Source organism: Streptacidiphilus cavernicola (assembly GCF_042510955.1).
GTDB classification, from domain to species: domain Bacteria; phylum Actinomycetota; class Actinomycetes; order Streptomycetales; family Streptomycetaceae; genus Streptacidiphilus; species Streptacidiphilus cavernicola.
The window spans coordinates 20,226-40,276 of record NZ_JBHFAB010000002.1 but is presented as its reverse complement, the minus strand read 5'-3'; the positions used below and the strand labels follow the sequence as shown (position 1 = coordinate 40,276).

The 20,051-nt window shown below is 72.1% G+C and carries 15 protein-coding genes, 1 tRNA gene and 2 pseudogenes; 10 read left to right on the top strand and 8 right to left on the bottom strand.

From position 1 onward, the window contains the following. Positions 1-23: 23 nt before the first annotated feature. On the top strand, positions 24-668 hold the full coding sequence (locus tag ACEZDE_RS02285; protein WP_380531291.1) for a dihydrofolate reductase family protein: 645 nt from the start codon (positions 24-26) through the stop codon (positions 666-668). Positions 669-735: 67 nt separating this feature from the next. Here ACEZDE_RS02285 and ACEZDE_RS02280 read toward each other — a convergent pair whose 3' ends face one another. Further along, the gene (locus ACEZDE_RS02280; RefSeq protein ID WP_380531288.1) at positions 736-1,242 is read right to left on the bottom strand and encodes a GyrI-like domain-containing protein; all 507 of its coding nucleotides are present in this window, start codon (positions 1,240-1,242) and stop codon (positions 736-738) included. Between the two features lie 192 nt (positions 1,243-1,434). Between ACEZDE_RS02280 and ACEZDE_RS02275 the strand changes: the two genes are divergently transcribed. After that, positions 1,435-1,505 (top strand) — tRNA-Cys (locus ACEZDE_RS02275). Between the two features lie 89 nt (positions 1,506-1,594). Here the strand turns inward: ACEZDE_RS02275 and ACEZDE_RS02270 are convergent. From ACEZDE_RS02270 to ACEZDE_RS02260, 3 genes are all read right to left on the bottom strand, one after another. Continuing rightward, complete coding sequence (locus ACEZDE_RS02270; RefSeq protein ID WP_380531285.1) at positions 1,595-1,765, bottom strand: hydrophobic protein; 171 nt, start codon at positions 1,763-1,765, stop codon at positions 1,595-1,597. 73 nt (positions 1,766-1,838) lie between these two features. Continuing rightward, complete coding sequence (locus ACEZDE_RS02265) at positions 1,839-2,519, bottom strand: response regulator (protein ID WP_380532303.1); 681 nt, start codon at positions 2,517-2,519, stop codon at positions 1,839-1,841. A 62-nt stretch (positions 2,520-2,581) separates the two neighbouring features. Next, complete coding sequence (locus ACEZDE_RS02260) at positions 2,582-4,138, bottom strand: sensor histidine kinase (protein ID WP_380531282.1); 1,557 nt, start codon at positions 4,136-4,138, stop codon at positions 2,582-2,584. A gap of 238 nt (positions 4,139-4,376) precedes the next feature. Between ACEZDE_RS02260 and ACEZDE_RS02255 the strand changes: the two genes are divergently transcribed. Together ACEZDE_RS02255 and ACEZDE_RS02250 are read left to right on the top strand one after the other, a co-directional pair. After that, the gene (locus ACEZDE_RS02255; protein WP_380531279.1) at positions 4,377-5,111 is read left to right on the top strand and encodes an ABC transporter ATP-binding protein; all 735 of its coding nucleotides are present in this window, start codon (positions 4,377-4,379) and stop codon (positions 5,109-5,111) included. Beyond that, a complete protein-coding gene (locus tag ACEZDE_RS02250) occupies positions 5,108-7,489 on the top strand; it encodes an ABC transporter permease (RefSeq protein ID WP_380531277.1) in 2,382 nt (793 codons plus the stop codon). The genes ACEZDE_RS02255 and ACEZDE_RS02250 overlap by 4 nt, the downstream gene beginning before the upstream one ends. Positions 7,490-7,574: 85 nt before the next feature. Here ACEZDE_RS02250 and ACEZDE_RS02245 read toward each other — a convergent pair whose 3' ends face one another. Further along, positions 7,575-8,135 carry a TetR family transcriptional regulator gene (locus tag ACEZDE_RS02245; RefSeq protein ID WP_380531274.1) on the bottom strand — a complete coding sequence of 187 codons (561 nt, stop codon included), beginning with the start codon at positions 8,133-8,135 and terminating at the stop codon, positions 7,575-7,577. A gap of 84 nt (positions 8,136-8,219) precedes the next feature. Between ACEZDE_RS02245 and ACEZDE_RS02240 the strand changes: the two genes are divergently transcribed. The 5 genes and pseudogenes from ACEZDE_RS02240 (at position 8,220) to ACEZDE_RS02220 (ending at position 15,980) form a co-directional block, all read left to right on the top strand. Next, positions 8,220-9,074 (top strand): patatin-like phospholipase family protein, encoded by an 855-nt coding sequence (locus tag ACEZDE_RS02240; RefSeq protein WP_380531271.1) that lies wholly within the window; start codon positions 8,220-8,222, stop codon positions 9,072-9,074. 209 nt (positions 9,075-9,283) lie between these two features. After that, a pseudogene (locus ACEZDE_RS02235) lies at positions 9,284-10,014 on the top strand (response regulator transcription factor). Further along, the gene (locus ACEZDE_RS02230) at positions 10,007-11,101 is read left to right on the top strand and encodes a sensor histidine kinase (RefSeq protein WP_380531268.1); all 1,095 of its coding nucleotides are present in this window, start codon (positions 10,007-10,009) and stop codon (positions 11,099-11,101) included. Before ACEZDE_RS02235 ends, ACEZDE_RS02230 begins: the two are co-directional and overlap by 8 nt. A gap of 36 nt (positions 11,102-11,137) precedes the next feature. Further along, positions 11,138-12,256 (top strand): endonuclease/exonuclease/phosphatase family protein, encoded by a 1,119-nt coding sequence (locus tag ACEZDE_RS02225; protein WP_380531265.1) that lies wholly within the window; start codon positions 11,138-11,140, stop codon positions 12,254-12,256. 397 nt (positions 12,257-12,653) lie between these two features. After that, a complete protein-coding gene (locus ACEZDE_RS02220; protein ID WP_380531262.1) occupies positions 12,654-15,980 on the top strand; it encodes a lectin in 3,327 nt (1,108 codons plus the stop codon). A 120-nt stretch (positions 15,981-16,100) separates the two neighbouring features. Here ACEZDE_RS02220 and ACEZDE_RS02215 read toward each other — a convergent pair whose 3' ends face one another. Both ACEZDE_RS02215 and ACEZDE_RS02210 read right to left on the bottom strand, forming a co-directional pair. Next, a complete protein-coding gene (locus tag ACEZDE_RS02215; protein WP_380531259.1) occupies positions 16,101-17,021 on the bottom strand; it encodes an RNA polymerase sigma-70 factor in 921 nt (306 codons plus the stop codon). Further along, a pseudogene (locus ACEZDE_RS02210) lies at positions 17,018-18,240 on the bottom strand (NAD(P)/FAD-dependent oxidoreductase). The gene ACEZDE_RS02215 and the pseudogene ACEZDE_RS02210 overlap by 4 nt, the downstream one beginning before the upstream one ends. Before the next feature lie 261 nt (positions 18,241-18,501). On the opposite strand from ACEZDE_RS02210, the gene ACEZDE_RS02205 reads away from it, so the two are divergent. Beyond that, the gene (locus ACEZDE_RS02205; RefSeq protein ID WP_380531257.1) at positions 18,502-19,068 is read left to right on the top strand and encodes a hypothetical protein; all 567 of its coding nucleotides are present in this window, start codon (positions 18,502-18,504) and stop codon (positions 19,066-19,068) included. Positions 19,069-19,119: 51 nt separating this feature from the next. On the opposite strand, the gene ACEZDE_RS02200 is transcribed toward ACEZDE_RS02205, so the two are convergent. Then, positions 19,120-20,007, bottom strand: coding sequence for an MBL fold metallo-hydrolase (locus ACEZDE_RS02200; protein ID WP_380531254.1), 888 nt, complete (start codon positions 20,005-20,007; stop codon positions 19,120-19,122). Between the last annotated feature and the right edge of the window lie 44 nt (positions 20,008-20,051).

The window sequence follows — 20,051 nt, the reverse complement described above, 5'->3', positions numbered from 1 at the left end:
GTGAGATGAGAGGTGTGAAGGTCGTGTCGCGTGTTCGAGTGCACAATCTCAGCGTGTCGCTGGACGGGTTCGCCGCCGGGGCGGAGCAGACGTTGGAGGCCCCGTTCGGGCATGCCGGGACCCGGCTGGTCGAGTGGTTCTTTCAGACCCGCGCCTTCAACGAGATGAACGGCCGGGCCGGTGGCAGCAGCGGTGTGGACGACGCCCTCGCCGGGACCTGGGGGCCCGGGATCGGGGCGGAGATCATGGGCCGCAACAAGTTCGGGCCGCAGCGCGGCCCGTGGACCGATGAGGAGTGGAAGGGCTGGTGGGGGGACAACCCGCCGTTCCACACCCCGGTGTTCGTGCTGACGCACCACCCGCGGCCGTCCCTGGAGATGGAGGGCGGCACGGTCTTCCACTTCGTGGACGCCACGCCGCAGGAAGCCCTGCGGCAGGCCCGCGAGGCCGCGGGCGGCCTCGATGTGCGGATCGGCGGAGGCCCGGACACGGTCCGGCAGTTCCTCGCGGAGGACCTGGTCGACCACCTCCACGTCGCCGTCGTCCCGATCGTGCTGGGCCGCGGTGAGCGGTTGTGGGAGGGCCTGGAAGGGCTGGAGCAGCGGTTCCGGGTCGAGTCGGTGACGACACCCAGCGGTATCACCCATATGACCTTCACCCGGCCGTAGCTCCGCCCCCTGCCGGGCCGAGGCGATTCCACGCCCCGGCCCGAAACCGGGTCGGGAGTCCGTGCTGTCAGTCGGCCAGTTTGAATTCCAGGGCCGTCTCCCATTGGGCGGTGTCCGGCTGTTCGCGCGGGTCGGTGCGGTAGCTCTCCAGGCGGCAGGCCCAGCGGTCGCCTGCCTCGGTGGGGGTCATGTCCCAGGCCAGGCCGCGGTCTGCGGCCCAGTCCAGGAGTAGCGCGTTCGCCTGGACGAGGGTGCTGGGGCTGCCGGTGTGGAGGTAGGAGGCGTAGCGGCCGGCGGGCAGCGTCCCGTTGATGAGGTCGCCGTCTACCGCCACCGCGTCGATGACCGGGACACCGGCCTCGATCTCCAGCTGCCGGGCCATGTCGATGAGGTTGTACTTCAAGAACGGCGGCCCGGCGGGCTTCGCGCCCAGGGCGGCCACGCGCCCCAGGACCTCGGGGATGCGGTGGGCGATGGTGTCGACAGTGGCCATGGTGACCCGGGCCCGGACGGCGATGTACGGCTGGGCGGGGCGTTCGACGATCCGGGGGGATGCGTGCGTAGCGGAAGTCATGCCCCAGTAGACCGCGTCCGGCGGGCGAACTCATCGGTCGGCGGGGAGATCCGGGTCGGGTTCCGCGGCGGTTCCGCGGCGCGCGTGCATCGTCGGTGCTGCCGAACGGGTGGTTGGCAGCCGGATGTCAGCCGGGTCGGCGTGGCGGCGGTGTTGACGGGGCGTCGTATTCGTACGGTTGTCCCAAGGCCCGGTGGAGTGGCCGAGAGGCAAGGCAGCGGTCCGCAAGGCCGCGTACATGGGTTCGACTCCTATCTCCACCTCCTTTGTGACGCCCAGGTGATGGGCAGCGCAGCGGGGCGGCACCCGGTGGGTGCCGCCCCGCTGATTGTGCGTCAGTTGTTACTGCCGGTCACCAGCGATACCAGCGTCCGCGGGACCCGCCCGCTCCGGCGCCCCGGAAAACGAAGCCCAGGGCCCAGACGACCAGCACGATGATAGCGATCCACCACAGGATATGGATCGCGAACCCCGCGCCGCCCAGGATCAGAGCCAGCAGCAGAACCAAAAGAAGTGCACCCATAGTTATCATCCTCCTGGCGAACGCATGCCCCGGTACAGCCGACCCATGCACTCGGTTCTGCTCGCCTTCCGGACTACAGGTCCGGGCGGTGGGTCGGGCCGGAATGTGTGCCGGGCGCGACCAGCCCGCTCTCGTAGGCGAGCACCACGGCCTGGACCCGGTCGCGGAGGTCGAGCTTGCTGAGGATGCGCGCGACGTGGGTCTTCACGGTGGTGGTGCTCAGGGTGAGCCGGTCGGCGAGTTCGGCGTTGCTCAGGCCGGTGGCCAGCAGGTGCAGAACCTCCAGTTCGCGCGGGGTCAGCCCGGACAGGTCGCGGTGGACGGCGGACCTGGACTCGTCGCGGGGCGCGAAGCGCTCGATCAGGCGGCGGGTGATGGCGGGGGCCAGCAGCGCGTCGCCGGCGCGGACCAGCCGGACCGAGGCGATCAGGTGCTCGGGGGTGACGTCCTTGAGCAGGAAGCCGCTGGCGCCGGCGGTGAGGGCGGCATACACGTAGTGGTCCAGGTCGTAGGTGGTGAGGATGAGCACCTTGGTGCGCTGATCATCCACAGCTGTGCCTCCGGTGCCCCCGGCGCCCGTGCTGCTCCCTCCATCTGCGGCCATAATCCGCCGAGTTGCTTCAAGTCCGTCCATCTCGGGCATTCTGATGTCCATCAGCACCACGTCCGGACGGGTGCGGCGGACCGCGGCGACGGCCTCGGTCCCGTTCACAGCCTCCGCGACGACCTCGATGCCGTCGGCGGCCAGGATCATCCGGAAGCCGGTGCGCACCAGAGCCTGGTCGTCGGCGATGACTGCGCGCAGCGCGGTCTGGTTCACGTGCTGCTCCAGGGGATTCGGGCACTGATCCGGTAGCCGCCGCTGATCGTACGCCCGGCGTCGAGCGTTCCGTCGTAGAGGGACAGGCGTTCGCGCAGGCCCAGCAGGCCGCGGCTGTTGCCGGTCCGTGCCTGCGCCCCGGGGGAGCCGCCGGTGTCGACCACCTCCACTTCCAGCACGGAGTCGTCGTAGCCGACGGTCACGGTGGCGGTGGAGCCGACGGCGTGCTTGAGGGTGTTGGTCAGGGCCTCCTGAATCACGCGGTAGGCGGTGAGGTCGATCCCCGAGGGGAGGGGGTGGGGCGGGAGCGAGACCGAGGTGATGACGGGCAGTCCGGCGGCGCGGACGCGCTGGACGAGGGCGGGGAGTTGACCCAGGCCCGGCTGCGGTTCCAGCTCGTCAGCGGTGAGGTGGTCGGTCGTGGGGCCGTGGGCGGCGCGGCCGTCAGCGGCGGGGGCGCCGGGCGGCACGGGGCCGCCGGGCACGGGAGCACGGGACGCGGGGGCGCCGGGCACGGGGGCACCGGACGTCGGAACACCGGACGCGGGGCCGTCGGGCGCGGGGCAGCCCGGACTCCCCGGACCTGCCGGACTCCCCGAACTCCCTGACCGGGCTCCGGTTCCGGAGACCGCCAGCAGGCCCATCACATGCCGCAGTTCGGCCATCGCGGCCCGCCCGCCCGCCTCGACGGCGAGGATGGCCTCCTTGGCCAGCTCCGGCGAGGAGTCCAGGACCATGCGGGCGGCACCGGCCTGAATGACCATCACGCTCACATTGTGGGTGACCACATCGTGCAGTTCGCGGGCGATCCGTGCGCGTTCCTCGTCCACGGCCCGGCGGGTGGCCGATTCCTGGGCCTGCTGGAGCTCGACCAGCCTGAGTCGGGTGTCGGCCAGTCTGGAGGCCCAGAAGCGGGCGACGCTCGCGAGCAGCCCGAGCACCAGCAGGGCGACCAGGAGGTCCCGCAGCGTGGAGGTGGCGTTGCGGAAGGTGGGGATGACCAGGAGCGCGCTCAGGGCGAAACTGCCCATCACCGGCACCTGGTTCCGGCTGTGGATCACCGCGGCGCAGATGGCCAGGCAGCAGGTGAACAGCACGAGGAACGCGGGCAGGTAGAGGTCGGCCCGAGCGGCGATCAGCAGCACCCAGAACGTGGCCAGCGGGAACCGCCGCCGCGCCGCGAGGGCAAGGGCGCCGACCGCGGCGACGACGTAGTGCTGGAAGTCCGGGGAAAGCCACCTGACCGGGCCGCCCGGGGCGATCGGCGCCGCCGGGGGCAGCAGGACCGGCCCGAGGATGCGGCGTGGCAGCGGCATCGGAGCGGCGGGCGGCACCAGCCGTCCGACGTCCTGCGGGCCGACCGCGACACCGACCGCGACACTGCGCATCGCGAGCAGCACCACCACCGTGACCAGCACGGCGAACAGCACGTCCCCCAGCAGCGAGCCGCGCCGCAGCGGAGCCGCCCGGCCGCCCTCGGGACGCAGCACGGCGCGTATCCGCTGACGCCACGGGTGCTGCGGGTGCCACGGGCGCTGATCGATCCAGTCCATGCGGACATTCTTGGGCGCGCCCAGGTCCGCGCGCATCCCCCTCACTGCTCATCGGCGACGCCGAGCGGCGTACATCGCAGGGAGGACGCCGGGCCAGGGTCGTCCGCGCGGCGGAGCAGACATCGGTGCGACGGCCGACGCGGCCCACGGGCGCCCGCTCCTAGCGTCGTCGGTGCCGCCGGACCCGGCGTCAGTTCCCTCTTCCGAACCCTGAACTCCGAACCCTGAGAGGCCTCCGATGACGAACGTGATCGAACTTGAGGGGGTGGTCAAGCGCTACCAGAGCGCTGACACCCCCGCGCTCGGCCCGGTGGACCTGGTCGTCGCCGAGGGCGAGGCGGTGGCGATCACCGGCCCCTCCGGCAGCGGGAAGTCCACCCTGCTGAACCTGGTGGCGGGTCTGGACCGGCCGACGGAGGGGCGGGTGTCCGTGGGCGGCCTTCGGATCGACGGGCTGGGGGAGCGCGGGCTCGCCCGGTTCCGGCGCGAGCGCATCGGCATGGTGTTCCAGTTCTTCAACCTGCTGGACGACCTGACCGTCGCCGACAACATCCTCCTCCCGGCCCAGTTGGCCGGGACGCCGAGGGCCGCTGCTGCGGCACGGGCGGCCGAACTCATGGCGGTGCTGGGCATCGCCGAGCACGCGCGCGCCTATCCGGGCCGGTTGTCCGGCGGCGAGCGCCAGCGGGTCGCGGTCGCCAGAGCGCTGGTCAACCGTCCCGCGCTGCTGCTGGCCGACGAGCCGACCGGGGCCCTGGACACGGCCTCCGGCCACGAGGTCCGCGAGCTGCTGCTCGACCTGCACCGCAGCGGGCAGACCGTGGTCCTGGTGACGCACGACCTCGCCCTGGCCCGGTCCTGCGCCGAGCGGACCGTCTCCCTGGTGGACGGAAACGCGCTGGACCACAGCGACAACCGCGACGAGCGCGACGAGCGCGACAACCGCGACGAGCGCGCGCGGGCCGCACGGTGAAGGCCCCCAGGACGACCGGCCGGATCCGGTTGAGCAGGGCCGGGCGGCGGCGGGTGCAGACCCTGGTGGTGCTGTTGTCGGTGTTGATGGCGGTGGCCTCCGCGGTGCTGGCCGGCTCGCTGTTGGTCAACGCGTCCGCGCCGTTCGACCGGGCCTTCGCCCAGCAGCACGGCGCCCAGCTGACCCTCCAGGTGGACCCCGCCCGCGCCGACGCCGCCCGGCTCGCCGCCACCGGACGCCCCGGACGGCTGACCGGCGTCACGGCCGCTTCCGGCCCCTACCGGACCGCGCAGATCGACCCGCCGGGTCCGGGCGGGATCGACATGCACCAGACGATGACGGTCGTCGGACGCGCGACACCGACCGGAGGAGTCGACGACCTGGCCCTGCGCTCGGGGCACTGGGCCACCGCTCCGGGGCAGATCGTGCTCGCGGTCTACTCCGGCCAGGGGGCCTCGAACCTGCCGGACAACGTGAACAAGCCCGGCGACGTCATCAGCGTCTCCCCGGCCCCCGGCAGCGCCAAGCTGACCGTGGTCGGTTTCGCCTCCTCGGTCACCGGCAGCGCCGACGGCTGGGTCGTCCCCGCCGAGATCGACGCCCTGCACAGCGCCGGTGCGCCGACGGGCCTGCAGATGCTCTACCGCTTCCGCTCCGCGGGCACTACCGCCCAGGTCAACGCGGACCGGGCCGCGCTCACCGCGGCGCTCCCGCCCGGTGCGGTCCTGGGCGCCCAGTCGTACCTGGACGTCAAGCTGGCCGCGGACGAGAACACCGCGCTGTTCGTGCCGGTGATGACGGCCTTCGGGATCCTCGGCCTGCTGATGTCGGTGATCATCATCGCCAGTGTGGTCAGCGGGGCCGTGAGCGCGCAGACCCGCAGGATCGGCACCCTGAAGGCGATCGGACTGAGCCCGGGTCAGGTGGTCCGGGTCTACCTGGTCCAGGCGCTGATCCCGTCAGCCGTCGGCGCTGTTCTGGGTGCGGTGGTCGGCGACCTCTTGGGGGCGGCCCTGGCCGGGGACTCGGAGGCGGTGTACGGGGGCAGCTCGGCGGCGGGCGCCTGGTGGATCGACCTGGCCGTGCCGGCCGCGGCCCTGGTCCTGGTCGCGCTCGCCGCCCTGCTTCCGGCGCTGCGCGCGGGCCGGCTGAGCACCGTCGAAGCGCTCGCCCTGGGCCGCGCCCCGCGCAGTGGCCGCGGGCAGTGGGCCCACCGGGCGGCTGCCCGACTGCCGCTGCCCCGGGCGGTCACCCTGGGACTGGCCTCCCCGTTCACCCGCCCGGTCCGCTCGGCCGCGCTGCTGGCGGCGGTGGTGTTCGGCACCACGGCGGCGACCTTCGCCCTCGGGCTCACCTCCTCCGCCAGTGCGGTCACCACCGCACGCCACCCCAGCCAACAGGCCCCGGTCTCGGTCTTCCTGAACGGGCAGACGCCCGACGGCAAGGGGTTCTCGGCCGACCCGGCCAGCACCCTCGCCACGATCGAGGCGCAGCCGGGCACGGCCTCCTACGTCGGGCAGACCCAGAGCGAGGTCACCGTCGCGGGCGCCGCCGGAACCGTTCAGGTCCGGCTCTACCAGGGGAACTCCGGCTCCCAGGCGCTGGCGATGATCCACGGGCGCTGGTTCGGCCGCCCCGGCGAGATCGTGGTGCCCACCCACTTCCTCGCCAGCACCGGCACCAGGGTCGGCCAGCGCGTCACCCTGGTCGACCGAGGCGTGCGGGTGCCGGTGCGGATCGTCGGCGAGGACTTCGACCCCGGCAACGCCGGGCTGGTGATCAACGCCGACCTGGCCACCCTCATCGGCGCCGAGCCGACCGCGCACCCCGACATCTACAGCGTGATGCTCAAGCCGGGGACCTCCGCCGCGGGTTACGTCGCGGCGCTGAGCCGGGCCCTCGGCTCCTCCGGGGCCCAGGCCGTGGCTGATCCGGGCGAGCACCTCAACGCGACCGTGATCGCCTTCGACGCGATGGCGGTGCTGCTCACCCTGATCCTGGTCTCCGTCGCCGGGTTGGGCGTGCTGAACTCCGTTGTCCTGGACACCCGCGAGCGGGTGCACGACCTGGGCGTCTGCAAAGCGGTGGGGATGACACCGGGTCAGACGGTCACCCAGGTCCTCACCTCGGTCGCCGGGGCAGGCGTGATCGCCGGAGTCATCGGCGTGCCGGCCGGAGTGGCGCTGCACGACTACGTCATCCCGCTGGTGCTGCGCACGGCGGGCAGCGGCACTCCGCCGCAGGTCCAGAACGTGTACGGGCTGCCGGAACTGCTCCTGCTGGGGCTGGGCGGCGTGGTCATCGCCGCCTGCGGCGCGCTGCTGCCCGCCGGTTGGGCGGCCAAGGCACGCACAGCCACGGCACTGCGCACCGAGTAGCGACCCCGTCGGAGCCTGGCTCGTGTACCGGACGGTCAAGCGTCGCGGCGGTGATCCTCACCGCGGTGGCGTGCGTCGCCGCGGTTCAGCGCCGGAGGAGTTCGCCGAAGCGGTGAAGGGCCAAGTCGGTGCGGTGGCGGTCGCCGGTGGTCGTCAGATCGAACAGCAGGCCCCGGATCACAGCCATGACCAGCGTGGGAGTGACGGTGTCGTCGGGGCCGCCGGCGATGTCGCGGAACGCGGCGCCGAGGGTGTCGAACCAGTCCGTGATCGCCTCGGCCTGGTTCGGGTAGTTCTCGGGGTGGACCAGGCCGTCGGCGTGCACCTCGAAGAACAGCCGGACCAGCGCAGCGCGCTCGGGCGCGCTGATCCAGGCCCAGATGCCGTGCAGGCGCTCCTCCGGGGAGGCCGCCTCCGACGGGAGTTTCCCAGCCAACCGGGTCGCACCGCGACGGCGGGCCTCGGCGAGGATCGCGGACACCAACTCCTGCTTGCTGCCGAAGTCGTAGAGCAGCATCCGCGGGCTGGTACCGAGCGCCGCGGCCAGCGGCCGCAGGCTCAACCCGGCCAGGCCGTGACCCAGTACGTAGTCGGTCGCCCGCGCCAGCGTCCGCTCCCGCCGGGCGGGATCCGGGGGTCGCCCCATGGTGGACCGTCCCTTCCGGACAACGGATCTGAGCCTGTGCCAGAGTATATGATACGACTGTTTCACTCATGAGAGGGGGCAGTCGTGGACACACCCGACCGGGCACTCGTGCTGGGCGCCGGAGGTCTCGTCGGCATGGCCTGGATGGCTGGACTCGCCTGCGGACTGCGCCGTGGCGGGGTGGATCTCGGCGGGGCCGACCTGACCGTCGGCACCTCGGCCGGTGCGATCACCGCCGCCCTGCTGGCCACCGGCCAGGACCCCGACCGGCTCGCCGCCCCGGTGCGCCCCGCCGGCTCCGGCGGCACCCCGCCCCAGGTGGACGGGCGCCGACTGGGCGAGGTGTTCGCGGTACTCGGCGGGGCCGCCTCGGACCCGGCCGAGGCGCGGCGCCGAGTCGGCCGGCTCGCGCTCGCCGCCGAGACCGGCCCCGAGCAGGCACATGTCGCCCGCATGCGGGCCATGGCCGGAGCCGATCGATGGCCGGATCGAAAACTGCTCATCACCGCACTGGACGCCGAGACCGGCGAGCAGGAGGTCTTCGACCGTGCCAGTGGCGCGTCGCTGTCCTCCGCGGTGGCGGCAAGCACGGCCTTCCCGGGCATCTACCCGCCGATCACCATCAACGGCCGTCGGTACCTGGACGGCTCCCTGCGCTCGGCGACCAACGCCGACCTCGCGGCCGGAGCCCGGACGATCGTCGTGATCAACCCGCAGGCACACCTGTTTCCCCGCGAGCTGCTCCAGCGGGAACTGGCGGCGACCGGGGCGCACACCGTGCTGACCATCGAGCCCGATCCGGCGTCACTACGCGCGTTCGGCCAGGACCTGAACGACCGGACGGCCTGGGAACCGGCCTACCGGGCGGGCCTCCGCCAGGCCCCCGATGACGCGGAGCGGCTCCGCCTGGCATGGGGGACCGGATCCGACGGGGCCTGAGCAACCGTCAGTGAGCGAGCCGTCCGGCCGTCGGTTGTCCGGCCGTCCTCACGTCGGCGTGGGCTGGGGGGCACGGCGGCGTCCTCGAAAGCGTCCGTGCCACCGGGCACGGCCGTGTGCGGCGCTACTGGATCAAGATCTAGTGCCTCCGACACACCCGTGGGTTTTCGATACGCCGACGATATGCGTCGACTCGTAGCATCGGGAACATGCGTGTGTTGATCGTCGAGGACGAGCCCTACCTGGCCGAAGCCATCCGCGACGGCCTGCGCCTGGCCGCGATCGCGGCCGACATCGCGGGCGACGGCGACACCGCTCTGGAACTGCTGGGCGTCAACCCCTACGACATCGCCGTCCTCGACCGCGACATCCCGGGACCCTCCGGGGACGAGATCGCCCGACGCATCGTCGCCTCCGGCAGCGGCATGCCGATCCTCCTGCTCACCGCGGCCGACCGGCTGGACGACAAGGGTCCGGGTTCGGGCTCGGCGCCGACGACTACCTGACGAAGCCCTTCGACCTCCGCGAACTCGTACTCAGGCTCCGCGCACTCGACCGCAGACGTGCCCACAGCAGGCCGCCGGTGCGCGAGATCGCAGGGCTGCGGCTGGACCCGTTCCGCAGAGAGGTCTTCCGGGACGGCCGCTCCGTCGCACTGACCAGGAAGCAGTTCGCGGTGCTCGAAGTCCTCGCCGCCGCCGAAGGCGGTGTCGTCAGCGCCGAGGAACTCCTGGAACGGGCGTGGGACGAGAACACCGACCCGTTCACCAACGCCGTGCGGATCACCGTCTCGGCCCTGCGCAGGCGTCTCGGTGAACCCTCGATCATCGCCACTCTGCCGGGCGTCGGCTACCGCATCGACGCGTACGCCCAGTCGGAGTCGGAGCCACAGCTGGAGCGGCACCCGGAGACCGGAGACGGGGGAGGGGCCCGTGGATAGGGCCCCCGGGCTGAGCGTCCGGGTCAGGCTCGCCCTCAGCTATGCCGGGTTCCTCATGGTCGCCGGCATCCTGCTGCTCGCGGCGATGTGGGTGTACCTGGTGAACTCCCTGCCCAATGTGACCGTCACCATCGGCGGAGTCCTCAACCGCTCCGCCCTGCTGCGCGGCTTCGGGCCGGCCGCCGCCACCGTCATGGGGTTCCTGCTGGTGTTCGGACTCCTGGGCGGATGGGTCCTGGCGGGCAGCATGCTCGCCCCGCTGACCAGGATCACCGAGGCCACCCGCCTGGCCACGAGCGGATCGCTCTCCCACCGGATCCGGCTGCCGGGCCGCAGGGACGAGTTCCGGGACCTCGCCGACGACTTCGACACGATGCTCGCGCAGCTCGAAGCGCACGTCGCCGAGCAGCAGCGCTTCGCGGCCAACGCCTCCCATGAGCTGCGGACCCCGCTCGCCGTCTCGAAGGCGCTGCTCGACGTGGCCCACGCCGATCCCCAGCACGACACCGGCGAACTCATCGAACGCCTGTATGTCGTCAACACCCGGGCGATCGACCTCACCGAGGCACTGCTGCTGCTCAGCCGGGCAGACCAGGGCTCCTTCAGCCGAGAGCCGGTCGACCTGTCCCTGCTGGCGGAAGACGCCGTCGAGACGCTGCTCCCGCTCGCCGAGAGGCGCGGTGTCACCCTCGACGTCTCCGGCGACATCGCCCCGGCCTACGGATCGCAGGCGCTGCTGCGGCAGTTGACGACAAATCTGGTGCACAACGCCATCGTGCACAACCTGCCCGCTCAGGGCGCGGTGTGGATCACCACGGCCGTTCGCCCGGACACCGTGCTGCTGACGGTCGAGAACAGCGGCGAGAAGCTCCCCCCGGCCCTGGTGGCGACGCTCACCGAACCGTTTCGGCGCGGCACCGAACGCATTCGCGACGACCACGGGGGCGTCGGCCTCGGCCTGGCGATCGTCACAAGAATCGTCCAGGCCCACGGCGGATCTCTCACCGTCACCCCGCGCCCCGCGGGCGGGCTGTGCGTCGTTGTCGAACTCACCGCCGTCCCGCCGCATATCAGCCGTCGTCAGTAACCCCTTCCGAAACGTGCAGGATTTCAGAGTTCAGGAATGCGATCAGTGAGCGAATCAATACCAGAGTCCACGGATGTGCGGCAGCAACTCGAAGCCGGGGAGCACGCCGGGAGGCCGGACCCGACGGAGGCCGGGACCCCGGCCGGAAGCCGGGTCGGCCGCCTCGGTTTCCGGCCGGGGGCCTGGCGGCGCGGCCGGGTCCTCGCGGCGCTGGCGCTGCTGCTCGGGCTGCTGATGCTGCTGCACGCGGAGATCCCGAACCTGGTCTGGAACCTCGGCAGCCTGGCGGAGACCTTCCTCCCGTGGTTCGGCCTGGGCGTCCCGGTGCTGCTGGTCGGGGCGCTGTGGCGCCGCTCCGCCTCGGCGCTGGTCGCGCTGCTGCTGCCGGTCGTGGTCTGGGCGAGCCTCTTCGGCGGGACGCTCGGCGACAAGTCTCACCTCAGCGGCGACCCCGCCGCCGGCGACCTCACCGTGGTCAGTCAGAACATCGACGCGGGCAACCCCGACCCGGCCCGAACCGCCCGCGACCTGGCCGCCTCCGGGGCGGACCTGCTGGCGCTGGAGGAGATCACCCCGAAGGCGGAGCCGCTGTACCTGCGGGGCCTGGCGAAGGCGTACCCGTACCACGCGGTGCTGGGCACGGTCGGGCTGTGGAGCAAACTGCCGCTGTCGGACACCCAGTCGATCGACATCGTGGACTACGGCCCGCTGGCGACCGCCGTACCGGCCGCCCAGAAGCTGGCTGTGAACCGGGCGTTGCGCACCACGGTGGCCACCGACCACGGGCCGCTGACGGTGTACGTGGCGCACCTGGGCTCGGTCCGGGTGAATCCCCGGGGCGGCTTCTCGACGACCTCGCGGGACATCGGCACGCAGGCTCTCGGCAAGGCCGTCGCCGCCGACCGGAGCACCCGCGTGGTGCTGCTCGGCGACCTGAACGGCAGCCTGGACGACCGTAAGTTCGCCGCTCTCACCGCGCAGTTGCGCTCGGTCCAGGACGCGGCCGGGAGCGGCTTCGGCTTCACCTGGCCGGCGGGCTTCCCGGTCGCCCGGATCGACCAGATCCTGGTCCGCGGCGTGCGGCCGGAGAACTCCTGGGTACTGCCGGGCACCGGCAGCGACCACCTGCCGGTGGCGGCCACGATCAGCTGGTGAACCCGCGCCGAGCCCCAGGTCAGGGGCCCTGTCAGGCGCCCCTGGCAGGGCCCCTGGCAGCCCCCGCCGCGCCTCCGGCAGGCCCCCGCTGAGCCCCCGTCAGCTCCCCGCGTCCCCGCCGCAGGTCGGATGCGCCGGGCGTGACTCCTGATGCGACGGCCCCATTGACATGTCCTCAGATTCCGCGTTCTACTCATGCCTCGTGCCGGTTGGCAACGTTGTCAGACCCTCGGGATCGTCAGACCCTCAGGGCGTGACCGCGGTGCCGGTCGCGGACGCCACCCGTCCCTGGCACACCCATGCACACAGCACGGAAACGCGGAGGCAACCGATGGCCACACGGCGGCGCCCGGATGGGCCCCGTATCAGCAGCAGACTCCGTCAACGCCTGACCCTGGTGGCCCTGGCAGCCATCGCGGTCATGCCGTTCCAGACCTTCGGCAGTGCGGTGGCCGCGTCCGGCCCGCAGCTCGTCGCGGACCCCGCAGCCCTGGTCAACCCCCTGATCGGCACCTCGGGCGCGGTGGACACCTTCCCCGGTCCCGACATGCCCAACGGCATGCTCCAGTGGAGCCCGGACACCACGCCCAACCGCACCGACGGCGGCGGCTACGAGTACGACAGCACGAAGATCTCCGGCTACAGCCTCACCCATGTCTCCGGCCCCGGCTGCCCGGTCGCGGGCGACATACCGATCCTGCCGCTCACCGGCGCGCTGACCGGGAACCTCTCCAACGCCACGGCCACCTTCAGCCACGCCGACGAGCAGACCGGGATCGGCTACTACGGCCTGACCGACGCCGCGGGCGTCAAGACCGAACTGACCGACACCACCCGGGCGGGCCTGGGGAAGTTCACCTTCCCGGCCGGTGCGCAGGCCAACCTGCTGCTCAAGCTGAGCGGCGGCGCCACGCAGGTGGACGGCACCCGGGCGAAGGTGGTCAGCGACACCGAGGTGAGCGGCTCGGTCGACAGCGGCCACTTCTGCGGCGCGGCCAACCGCTACACGCTGCACTTCGACATCAAGTTCAACCAGCCGTTCACCCAGAGCGGCACCTGGGTGGGCAGCACCATCAACCCCGACGCCAAGGCGCTCAGCCTCGGCCGGCCGCAGCAGGACCTGGCCGCGCCGAAGAGTGCCCCGCAGCAGGAGAAGCACTTCACCGTCCCGGCCAGCCCGTCGCCGAAGATCCACCCGACCAGCGGGGCCAAGGCCGTGGGCGCCAAGCCCTCGACCGACAAGGCGGCCTCGCCCGCCGCGGCCTCGTCGGCCCCGGTCACCGGCGCCAACGGGATGTACCTCACCTTCGACACCTCCGCGTCGACCACGGTGACCGCGGCCGTCGGCATCTCGTACACCAGCGACGCCAACGCCGCCTCGAACCTCTCCACCGAGGTCAAGGGGTGGGACTTCGACGCCATGCGGCAGGCCAACCACGACGCCTGGAACACCGTGCTGGACCGGGTACGGGTCGGCGGCGGCAGCCACGACCAGCAGGTGCAGTTCTACACCGCCCTCTACCACTCGCTGCTGCACCCCAACGTGTACTCCGACGACAACGGCCAGTACATGGGCATGGACGACCAGGTACACAAACTGAGCAAGGGTCAGAAGGCGCAGTACGCCAACTACTCGGGCTGGGACACCTACCGCTCGCAGACCCAGCTGATCGCCATGGTCGAGCCGAAGGTGACCGGCGACATCGTCACCTCGATGCTCAACGGCTACGACCAGACCGGCCTGCTGCCCAAGTGGGCCTCCAACAACGGCGAGAGCTACGTCATGGTCGGCGACCCGGGCGCCTCGATCATCGCCGACGCCTACGCCTTCGGGGTGCGCAACTTCGACACCGCGCACGCCCTGGACGCGATGGTGCACGAGGCCACCGCGCCCAACCAGGACCGTCCCGGCGAGGCGGTGCGCGACGCCAAGGGCTACCTGCCGCTGGACGAGACCGACTACGGCTGCTGCAACTTCTACGGCCCGGTCTCCACCCAGCTGGAGTACGACAGCGCGGACTACGCCCTGGCGTCCTTCGCGAAGGCGCTGGGCAACACGGCGGACTACCAGAAGTTCGCCACCCGCGCCCAGGACTGGATGAACGTCTTCAACCCGCAGACCGGCTACATGCAGGGCAAGGACCTGGACGGCCAGTTCGCGGGCGGCTTCACCCCGGGCACCTCCAACGGCTTCGTCGAGGGCACCTCCGCCCAGTACACGCCCATGGTGCCGTTCGACCTGCAGCAGCTGATCACCGCCCGCGGCGGGGACGCGGCCTACGCGTCCTACCTGGACAGCCTGCTGGGCAACATCACCGACCCCGGTGGGACCAACGCCGACCTCAGCAACGAGCCCAGCCTGGAGATCCCCTGGGAGTACGACTACCTCGGGCAGCCGTGGAAGGCCCAGGCCGCCGTGCGCCAGGCGCAGCAGAAGCTCTACTTCAACGCGCCAGTCGGCTCGTTCGGCAACGACGACCTCGGGGCGATGAGCTCCTGGTACGTCTGGTCCTCGCTGGGGATGTACCCGGAGACGCCGGGCACCGACACGCTGGTGCTGGGCAGCCCGGCCTTCCCGGTCGCGAACGTGACCTTCGGCAACGGCAAGCAGGCCGTGATCAACGCGCCGCAGGCCGCACCCGACGCCCCCTACGTCCAGGCGCTGGACGTGAAGGGCAAGGAGTGGAACAACGCGTGGCTGACGTTCGGTCAGCTCCAGAAGGCCGGCACGCTCGACTACAGCCTCAACACCGTGCCGAACACCGGCTGGGCCGCGTCGGACGCGGCGGCCCCGCCGTCCGACACCACCGGCGGCGGCCGGGTGCTCGCGGCCACCGGCCCGAGCAGCGACGGGCTGATCGTCGCGCCGGGCGGCTCGGGTGACGCCACCCTGCGGCTGACCAACCTGGGCACCCAGCCGGTCACCGCCGACTGGACCGCCACCGTGCCCTCGGGGGTGACCCTCGCCGCGCCCACCGGTTCGGTGACCGTGCCCGCGTCGGGCAGCGCCGAGGCGAAGATCCCGGTCACCGCCGGGAGCACCGAGGGCGCGTACTCGGTGACCTTCGCGGTCACCGACCACAGCAGCGGCGCCGCCCTGGCCTCCGCCACGCTGCGGGTCGCGGTGGCCCAACCGGGCGAGCTGTGGCCCTACGAGTCCAACGAGGGCGTCTACGCCGACGGCGCCCACTTCTCCGGCGGCTTCGACGACGAGGGATGGGCCTACTCGCAGAACGCCCTGACCGCGGCCGGGGTCGGCAGCAACGGGAAGGTCAGCGCCGACGGCATCTCCTACACCTGGCCGACCACCGCAGCGGGACGGCCGGACAACCTGGAGGTCGGCGGCCAGACCATCCCGCAGCCGGCCGGCACCACCGGGGCCTCCATCGGCCTCCTCGGCGCCGCGACCAACGCGCCCACCGACGGAACCGGCGTCCCCGGCAAGCTCACCGTCACCTACACCGACGGCAGCACCACGACGGCGACGGTGACGTTCTCCGACTGGACCCTCAACGGCGGCTCCAGCAAGGCGGTGGCCGGCGACACCACTGCCGTCACCACCGCCTACCGCAACACCGGCGCCGGGGGCAAGGACACCGTGAAGGCCTACGTCTTCTCGGTGAAGGTGCCGCTGGACCAGACGAAGACGGTGGCCTCGGTGACCCTCCCGGTCACCGGAGCCTCGGGCACGGTCCACCTGTTCGCCATCGGCTTCGGCGGATAGGCGGCAAGCCCGGCACCGAATCGCAGCAAGGAGCAGCAGCACAGCAAGCAGTAGCACCCGGGGCCGTCCCCTCCGCAGACCGGCGGAGCGGGACGGCCCCGCCGACTCCGGTGCCGGGCCTCAGCCGAGCTGGTGCCGGCTGCCGTCGGCGACGGCGCGGAGCTTGTCCGGGTTGGCCACGTTGTGGATGGCCGAGATGCGGCCTTCCGGGTCGAAGTCGAAGGTCATCGTGGCGAGCACGCGGTCCGGGCCGTGGAAGACCACCCCCGGGCCGCCGTTGATCGAGGTCAGCTCGGCCCGCATCTGTCCGGGCTCGACGCCCTGGTAGGCCACGGTGCCGAGCGCGCTGAACCAACGGGCCACGGTCTCCAGCCCGACGACCGGCTTGAGGGCCTGGCGGACCTTGCCGCCGCCGTCGGTCCACAGCGTCACATCCGGGGAGAGCAGCTCCATCAGGGTGTTGATGTCGCCGCCCGTCGCCGCCGCGAAGAAGCGCTCGGTGACGTCGCGTTGGCGGGCGCGGTCCGCGGTGAAGCGGGGTCGCCGGGCCTGGACGTGCTCGCGGGCGCGGTGCGCGGCCTGCCGGACCGCCGGCTCCGAACGCTCCACCGCCTCCGCGATCTCCGCATGGCTGAACGCGAAGACCTCCTTCAGCACGAAGACCGCCCGCTCCAGCGGGCTCAGCGTCTCCAGGACGACCAGCAGGGCCATCGAGACCGAGTCCGCGGCGGCGACGCCGTCGGCGGTGTCCGGGCCGGTGAGGACCGGCTCGGGCAGCCACGGCCCGACGTAGGCCTCGCGCTGGTGGCGGGTCGAACGGAGCCGCTCCATGGACAGGTTGGAGATGATCCGGGTCAGGTAGGCCTTGGGGTCGGCGACCTGGGAGCGGTCGGCCGCCGACCATTTGAGCCAGGCGTCCTGGACCACGTCCTCGGCGTCGGCGGCGCTGCCGAGGATGCGGTAGGCGACGGAGAAGAGCAGGGTGCGGTACTGCTGGAAGGCGAGCTGGTCGGGGCCTGCTGCCTGCTGGGGCTGGGTCACTTGGCGCTCCTGGTCCGGGTGTGGCGGCCGCCGCGCGGCCAGAACGCGCCCGAGGCGGGCATCTTCTTCATACGGGCGAAGGTCGCCCACGGCGCGGCGGAGACGGTCTCCTTGTACGCCGCGGCCCGCTTGCCGGTCAGCACGAGCCGGCGCGGGCTGTCGTCGGGGTGGGTGAACTGTACGACGGCGTCGTTCCGGCCCAGGCTGACGGGGGTGTGGTAGTAGCCGAAGCGGAAGGCCCTGGGCTCCTTGCCGACCAGCACCCGCAGGATCGACAGGGCCGCGTGCACGCCGCTGGGCATGCCGCTCTGGCAGGTCCCGTGCATCACGCCGTAGCCCTGGCGGACCGCCGCCGCGTCGCCCACGGCGTAGACCTCCGGGTGGGAGACCGAGCGCAGCGCACTGTCGGTGACCACCCGGCCGCGCTCGTCGACGGTCAGTCCCGCGGCGGCGGCCAGCGGCGGGACGCGGGTACCGCTGGTCCACAGCACGGCGTCGGCCGGGACGCCGGAGCCGTCCGCGAGCTCGACGCGGTCCGGCAGCACCTTGACCACCTCGACGCCGCTGCGCACCCGCACACCGAGCCGGGCCAGCGCCGCGTCCAGGTGCGCCTTGGCCTTCGGGTGCAGGCCCGCGCCCGGCTCCTGACGGCCCAGCAGCACCACCTGGAGCCCTGGGTGCCGCTCGGCGATCTCCGCGGCGGCCTCGACGCCGGTCAGGCCGCTGCCACCGACCACGACGGTCCCGCCGTCGAGCCCGGCCGGGCGTTCCAGCCGATCCAGCCGTTCCAGCCGTTCGGCGAGGAGGGCGGCGTCCCGTGGGCTGTCGAGGGTGTGGGCGTACTCGTCCACGCCGGGGACGGCGGCGGTGTCCGCGACGCTGCCCAGGCCGTAGACCAGGGTGTCGTAGCGCAGGACCCGTTCGTCGTCGATCCGGACGGTCTTCGCCTCGGCGTCCACGGCGGTGACCCAGCCGCGGACGAACCCGGCGCCGGTGCCCTCCAGCAGCTCCGGGATGTTCATCTCGGCCGTCTCCTGGCCGGTGGCGGTCATGTGCAGACGGAGCCGCTCGGTGAAGGTGCTGCTGGGGCTGACCAGGGTCACCCGCAGCCCCCGCGCTTCCTGGTGCGGGCCGCGAGCTGGACCGCGGCGGAGAGCCCGGCGTATCCGGCGCCCAGGACCAGGACCTCGTGCTGCTGCTGCGCTGTTGTCGCGTTCATCGCTCTGTGTCTCCTCGGTGGCGGTCGTTCCCGCTGCAGCGGACGACCAGCAGACGCAAGCTGCCCTTCCGTTCGTGACACGGGGTCGGTGTGGCCTGCGTCACATCCGGCGGGGCCGCGTCGTCGGCGCGGTCCAGGACCGCCGCACCTGGGCCCAAGCCGTCTTTTGACGGCTTGTTCGGAACGGAGCCGCCCGAGCATGGACACGCAGACGGACGCAGACGGGTCCGTCTGAAGGTCGAAAAGCTTGGGGGAGTCTTCATGAGCTTCGAGGAAACACCGCTGTTCAGCTTCCGCCGCTCGGCGTGCCTCGCCGCGGCCGTCGCCCTGACCGCCTGCGCCGCGGCGCTGGCGCCGGCCGCCGAGGCGTCACCGGTCGTCCGCCCGGCGGCGCCGTCCGCCCAGGTCGGCGCCGCCGGGCGGAGCACCGCGGCAGCCACAGCCGCCGCGCCCACGTCCGTGCGGACCTTCACGGCGACCGCCGCGTCGCCCAAGACGTCGATCACCTGCACCCTGACCGCGCACAATCCGACCTACGGCGGCCCGGTGTACGGGCAGTACGGCACCTCGACGGTCCAGTGCACGGCCAACGTCCAGTCGATCTACCTGATCACCGCCCTGTACTACGAGAACTCGCTCTACGTCGACAGCGTCACCCAGACCGGAGGGGGTACCGCCGCATCGGCCAACGGAGCCACCCAGTACTCGAACTCGCTCAGCGGTCCGTGGACCACGGGCGCGGTGGCGATGATCACCTACCCCAGCGGGTACACGCCCGCGACCCAGAACCTCGGCGAGGTCTACAGCAGCACGGTCAACCTGCAGTAGTCAGCAGTAGTCAGCAGGAGTCAGCGGTAGCGGCCACCGTGCCGACGCGGGTCACCAGCGCAGCCCGGCGAAGTCGATCGGCCGCGGTGCGAGCCGTCGGGTGCGGTCGGCCAGGCCGTGCAGGCGGCGGGTGAACTCGTCGGCGGGCAGGTGCTTGCGGTCGCCGTGACCCGGCATCAGCCAGGCGAACCGGATCCGCGGCGCCGTACGCGCCAGCGACGCGGCCAACTCGGTGATGGAGTACCAGGTGACCGACTCGGCGACGGCGAGGTCGGCCGCGGACCGGGACCAGTAGAAGCTGTCGCCGCTGAAGCAGTACGTATCGTCGGCGAGGAACAGGACACTGCCCTCGGTGTGTCCGGGCAGCGGGTGCGCGGTCACCCCGTCGGCGATCTCCACCGGGTCGGTGCCGCGCAGGACCATGTCGGCGTCCGGAACGGCGACCAGGTCGCCTTCGTGGATCCAGAGCCGGGCGTCGAACCGGTCGGCGTAGGCACGGCCGTGCTTGGCGTGGTCGCGGTGGGTGAGCAGGACGTCGGTCACCGGACCGAGGGCCTCGTAGGCCGTCGCCAGCTCGGGGCTCCAGCGCGGGGTGTCGACCATCATCAGGTTCCCGGCGGGCCGCCGCAGCAGATAGGAGTTCGCGCCCGCGGTGCGGGGCGAGTTGTGCCCGCACAGGTGGACGTGCTCGGTGAGCCGCAGCGGGAACGGGTCGTGGGCCGGGTCCAGCTCCCGCCCGCCGTGGCGGATGGAGCGGGTGGGGCAGGCGAACGCCGCGGCGTGCAGCGCCGCCTCCTCCGCCTCGCTGCGCGGTTGCCGGACCACCGACGAGCGGCCGGCGATCTCGGAGATCAGGTCGGGGGCGAGCTGTCGGGCCACATCGCAGTTGGTGCAGCGATTGTCGACCCGCCAGCCGGAGTCGGCCGGTTGAGTGTCCATGGGGCGATTCCTCCGGGCAGACGCTGGGGCGGCTCTGGCTCCGG

Coding starts and splice junctions, on each gene's coding strand:
- ACEZDE_RS02280 (WP_380531288.1), bottom strand. CDS start 1,242: ATGACTTCCGCTACGCACGCATCCCCCCGGATCGTCGAACGCCCCGCC.
- ACEZDE_RS02205 (WP_380531257.1), top strand. CDS start 18,502: ATGAGCTTCGAGGAAACACCGCTGTTCAGCTTCCGCCGCTCGGCGTGC.
- ACEZDE_RS02245 (WP_380531274.1), bottom strand. CDS start 8,135: ATGGGGCGACCCCCGGATCCCGCCCGGCGGGAGCGGACGCTGGCGCGG.
- ACEZDE_RS02260 (WP_380531282.1), bottom strand. CDS start 4,138: ATGGACTGGATCGATCAGCGCCCGTGGCACCCGCAGCACCCGTGGCGT.
- ACEZDE_RS02225 (WP_380531265.1), top strand. CDS start 11,138: ATGCGATCAGTGAGCGAATCAATACCAGAGTCCACGGATGTGCGGCAG.
- ACEZDE_RS02270 (WP_380531285.1), bottom strand. CDS start 1,765: ATGGGTGCACTTCTTTTGGTTCTGCTGCTGGCTCTGATCCTGGGCGGC.
- ACEZDE_RS02255 (WP_380531279.1), top strand. CDS start 4,377: ATGACGAACGTGATCGAACTTGAGGGGGTGGTCAAGCGCTACCAGAGC.
- ACEZDE_RS02200 (WP_380531254.1), bottom strand. CDS start 20,007: ATGGACACTCAACCGGCCGACTCCGGCTGGCGGGTCGACAATCGCTGC.
- ACEZDE_RS02265 (WP_380532303.1), bottom strand. CDS start 2,519: ATGATCCTGGCCGCCGACGGCATCGAGGTCGTCGCGGAGGCTGTGAAC.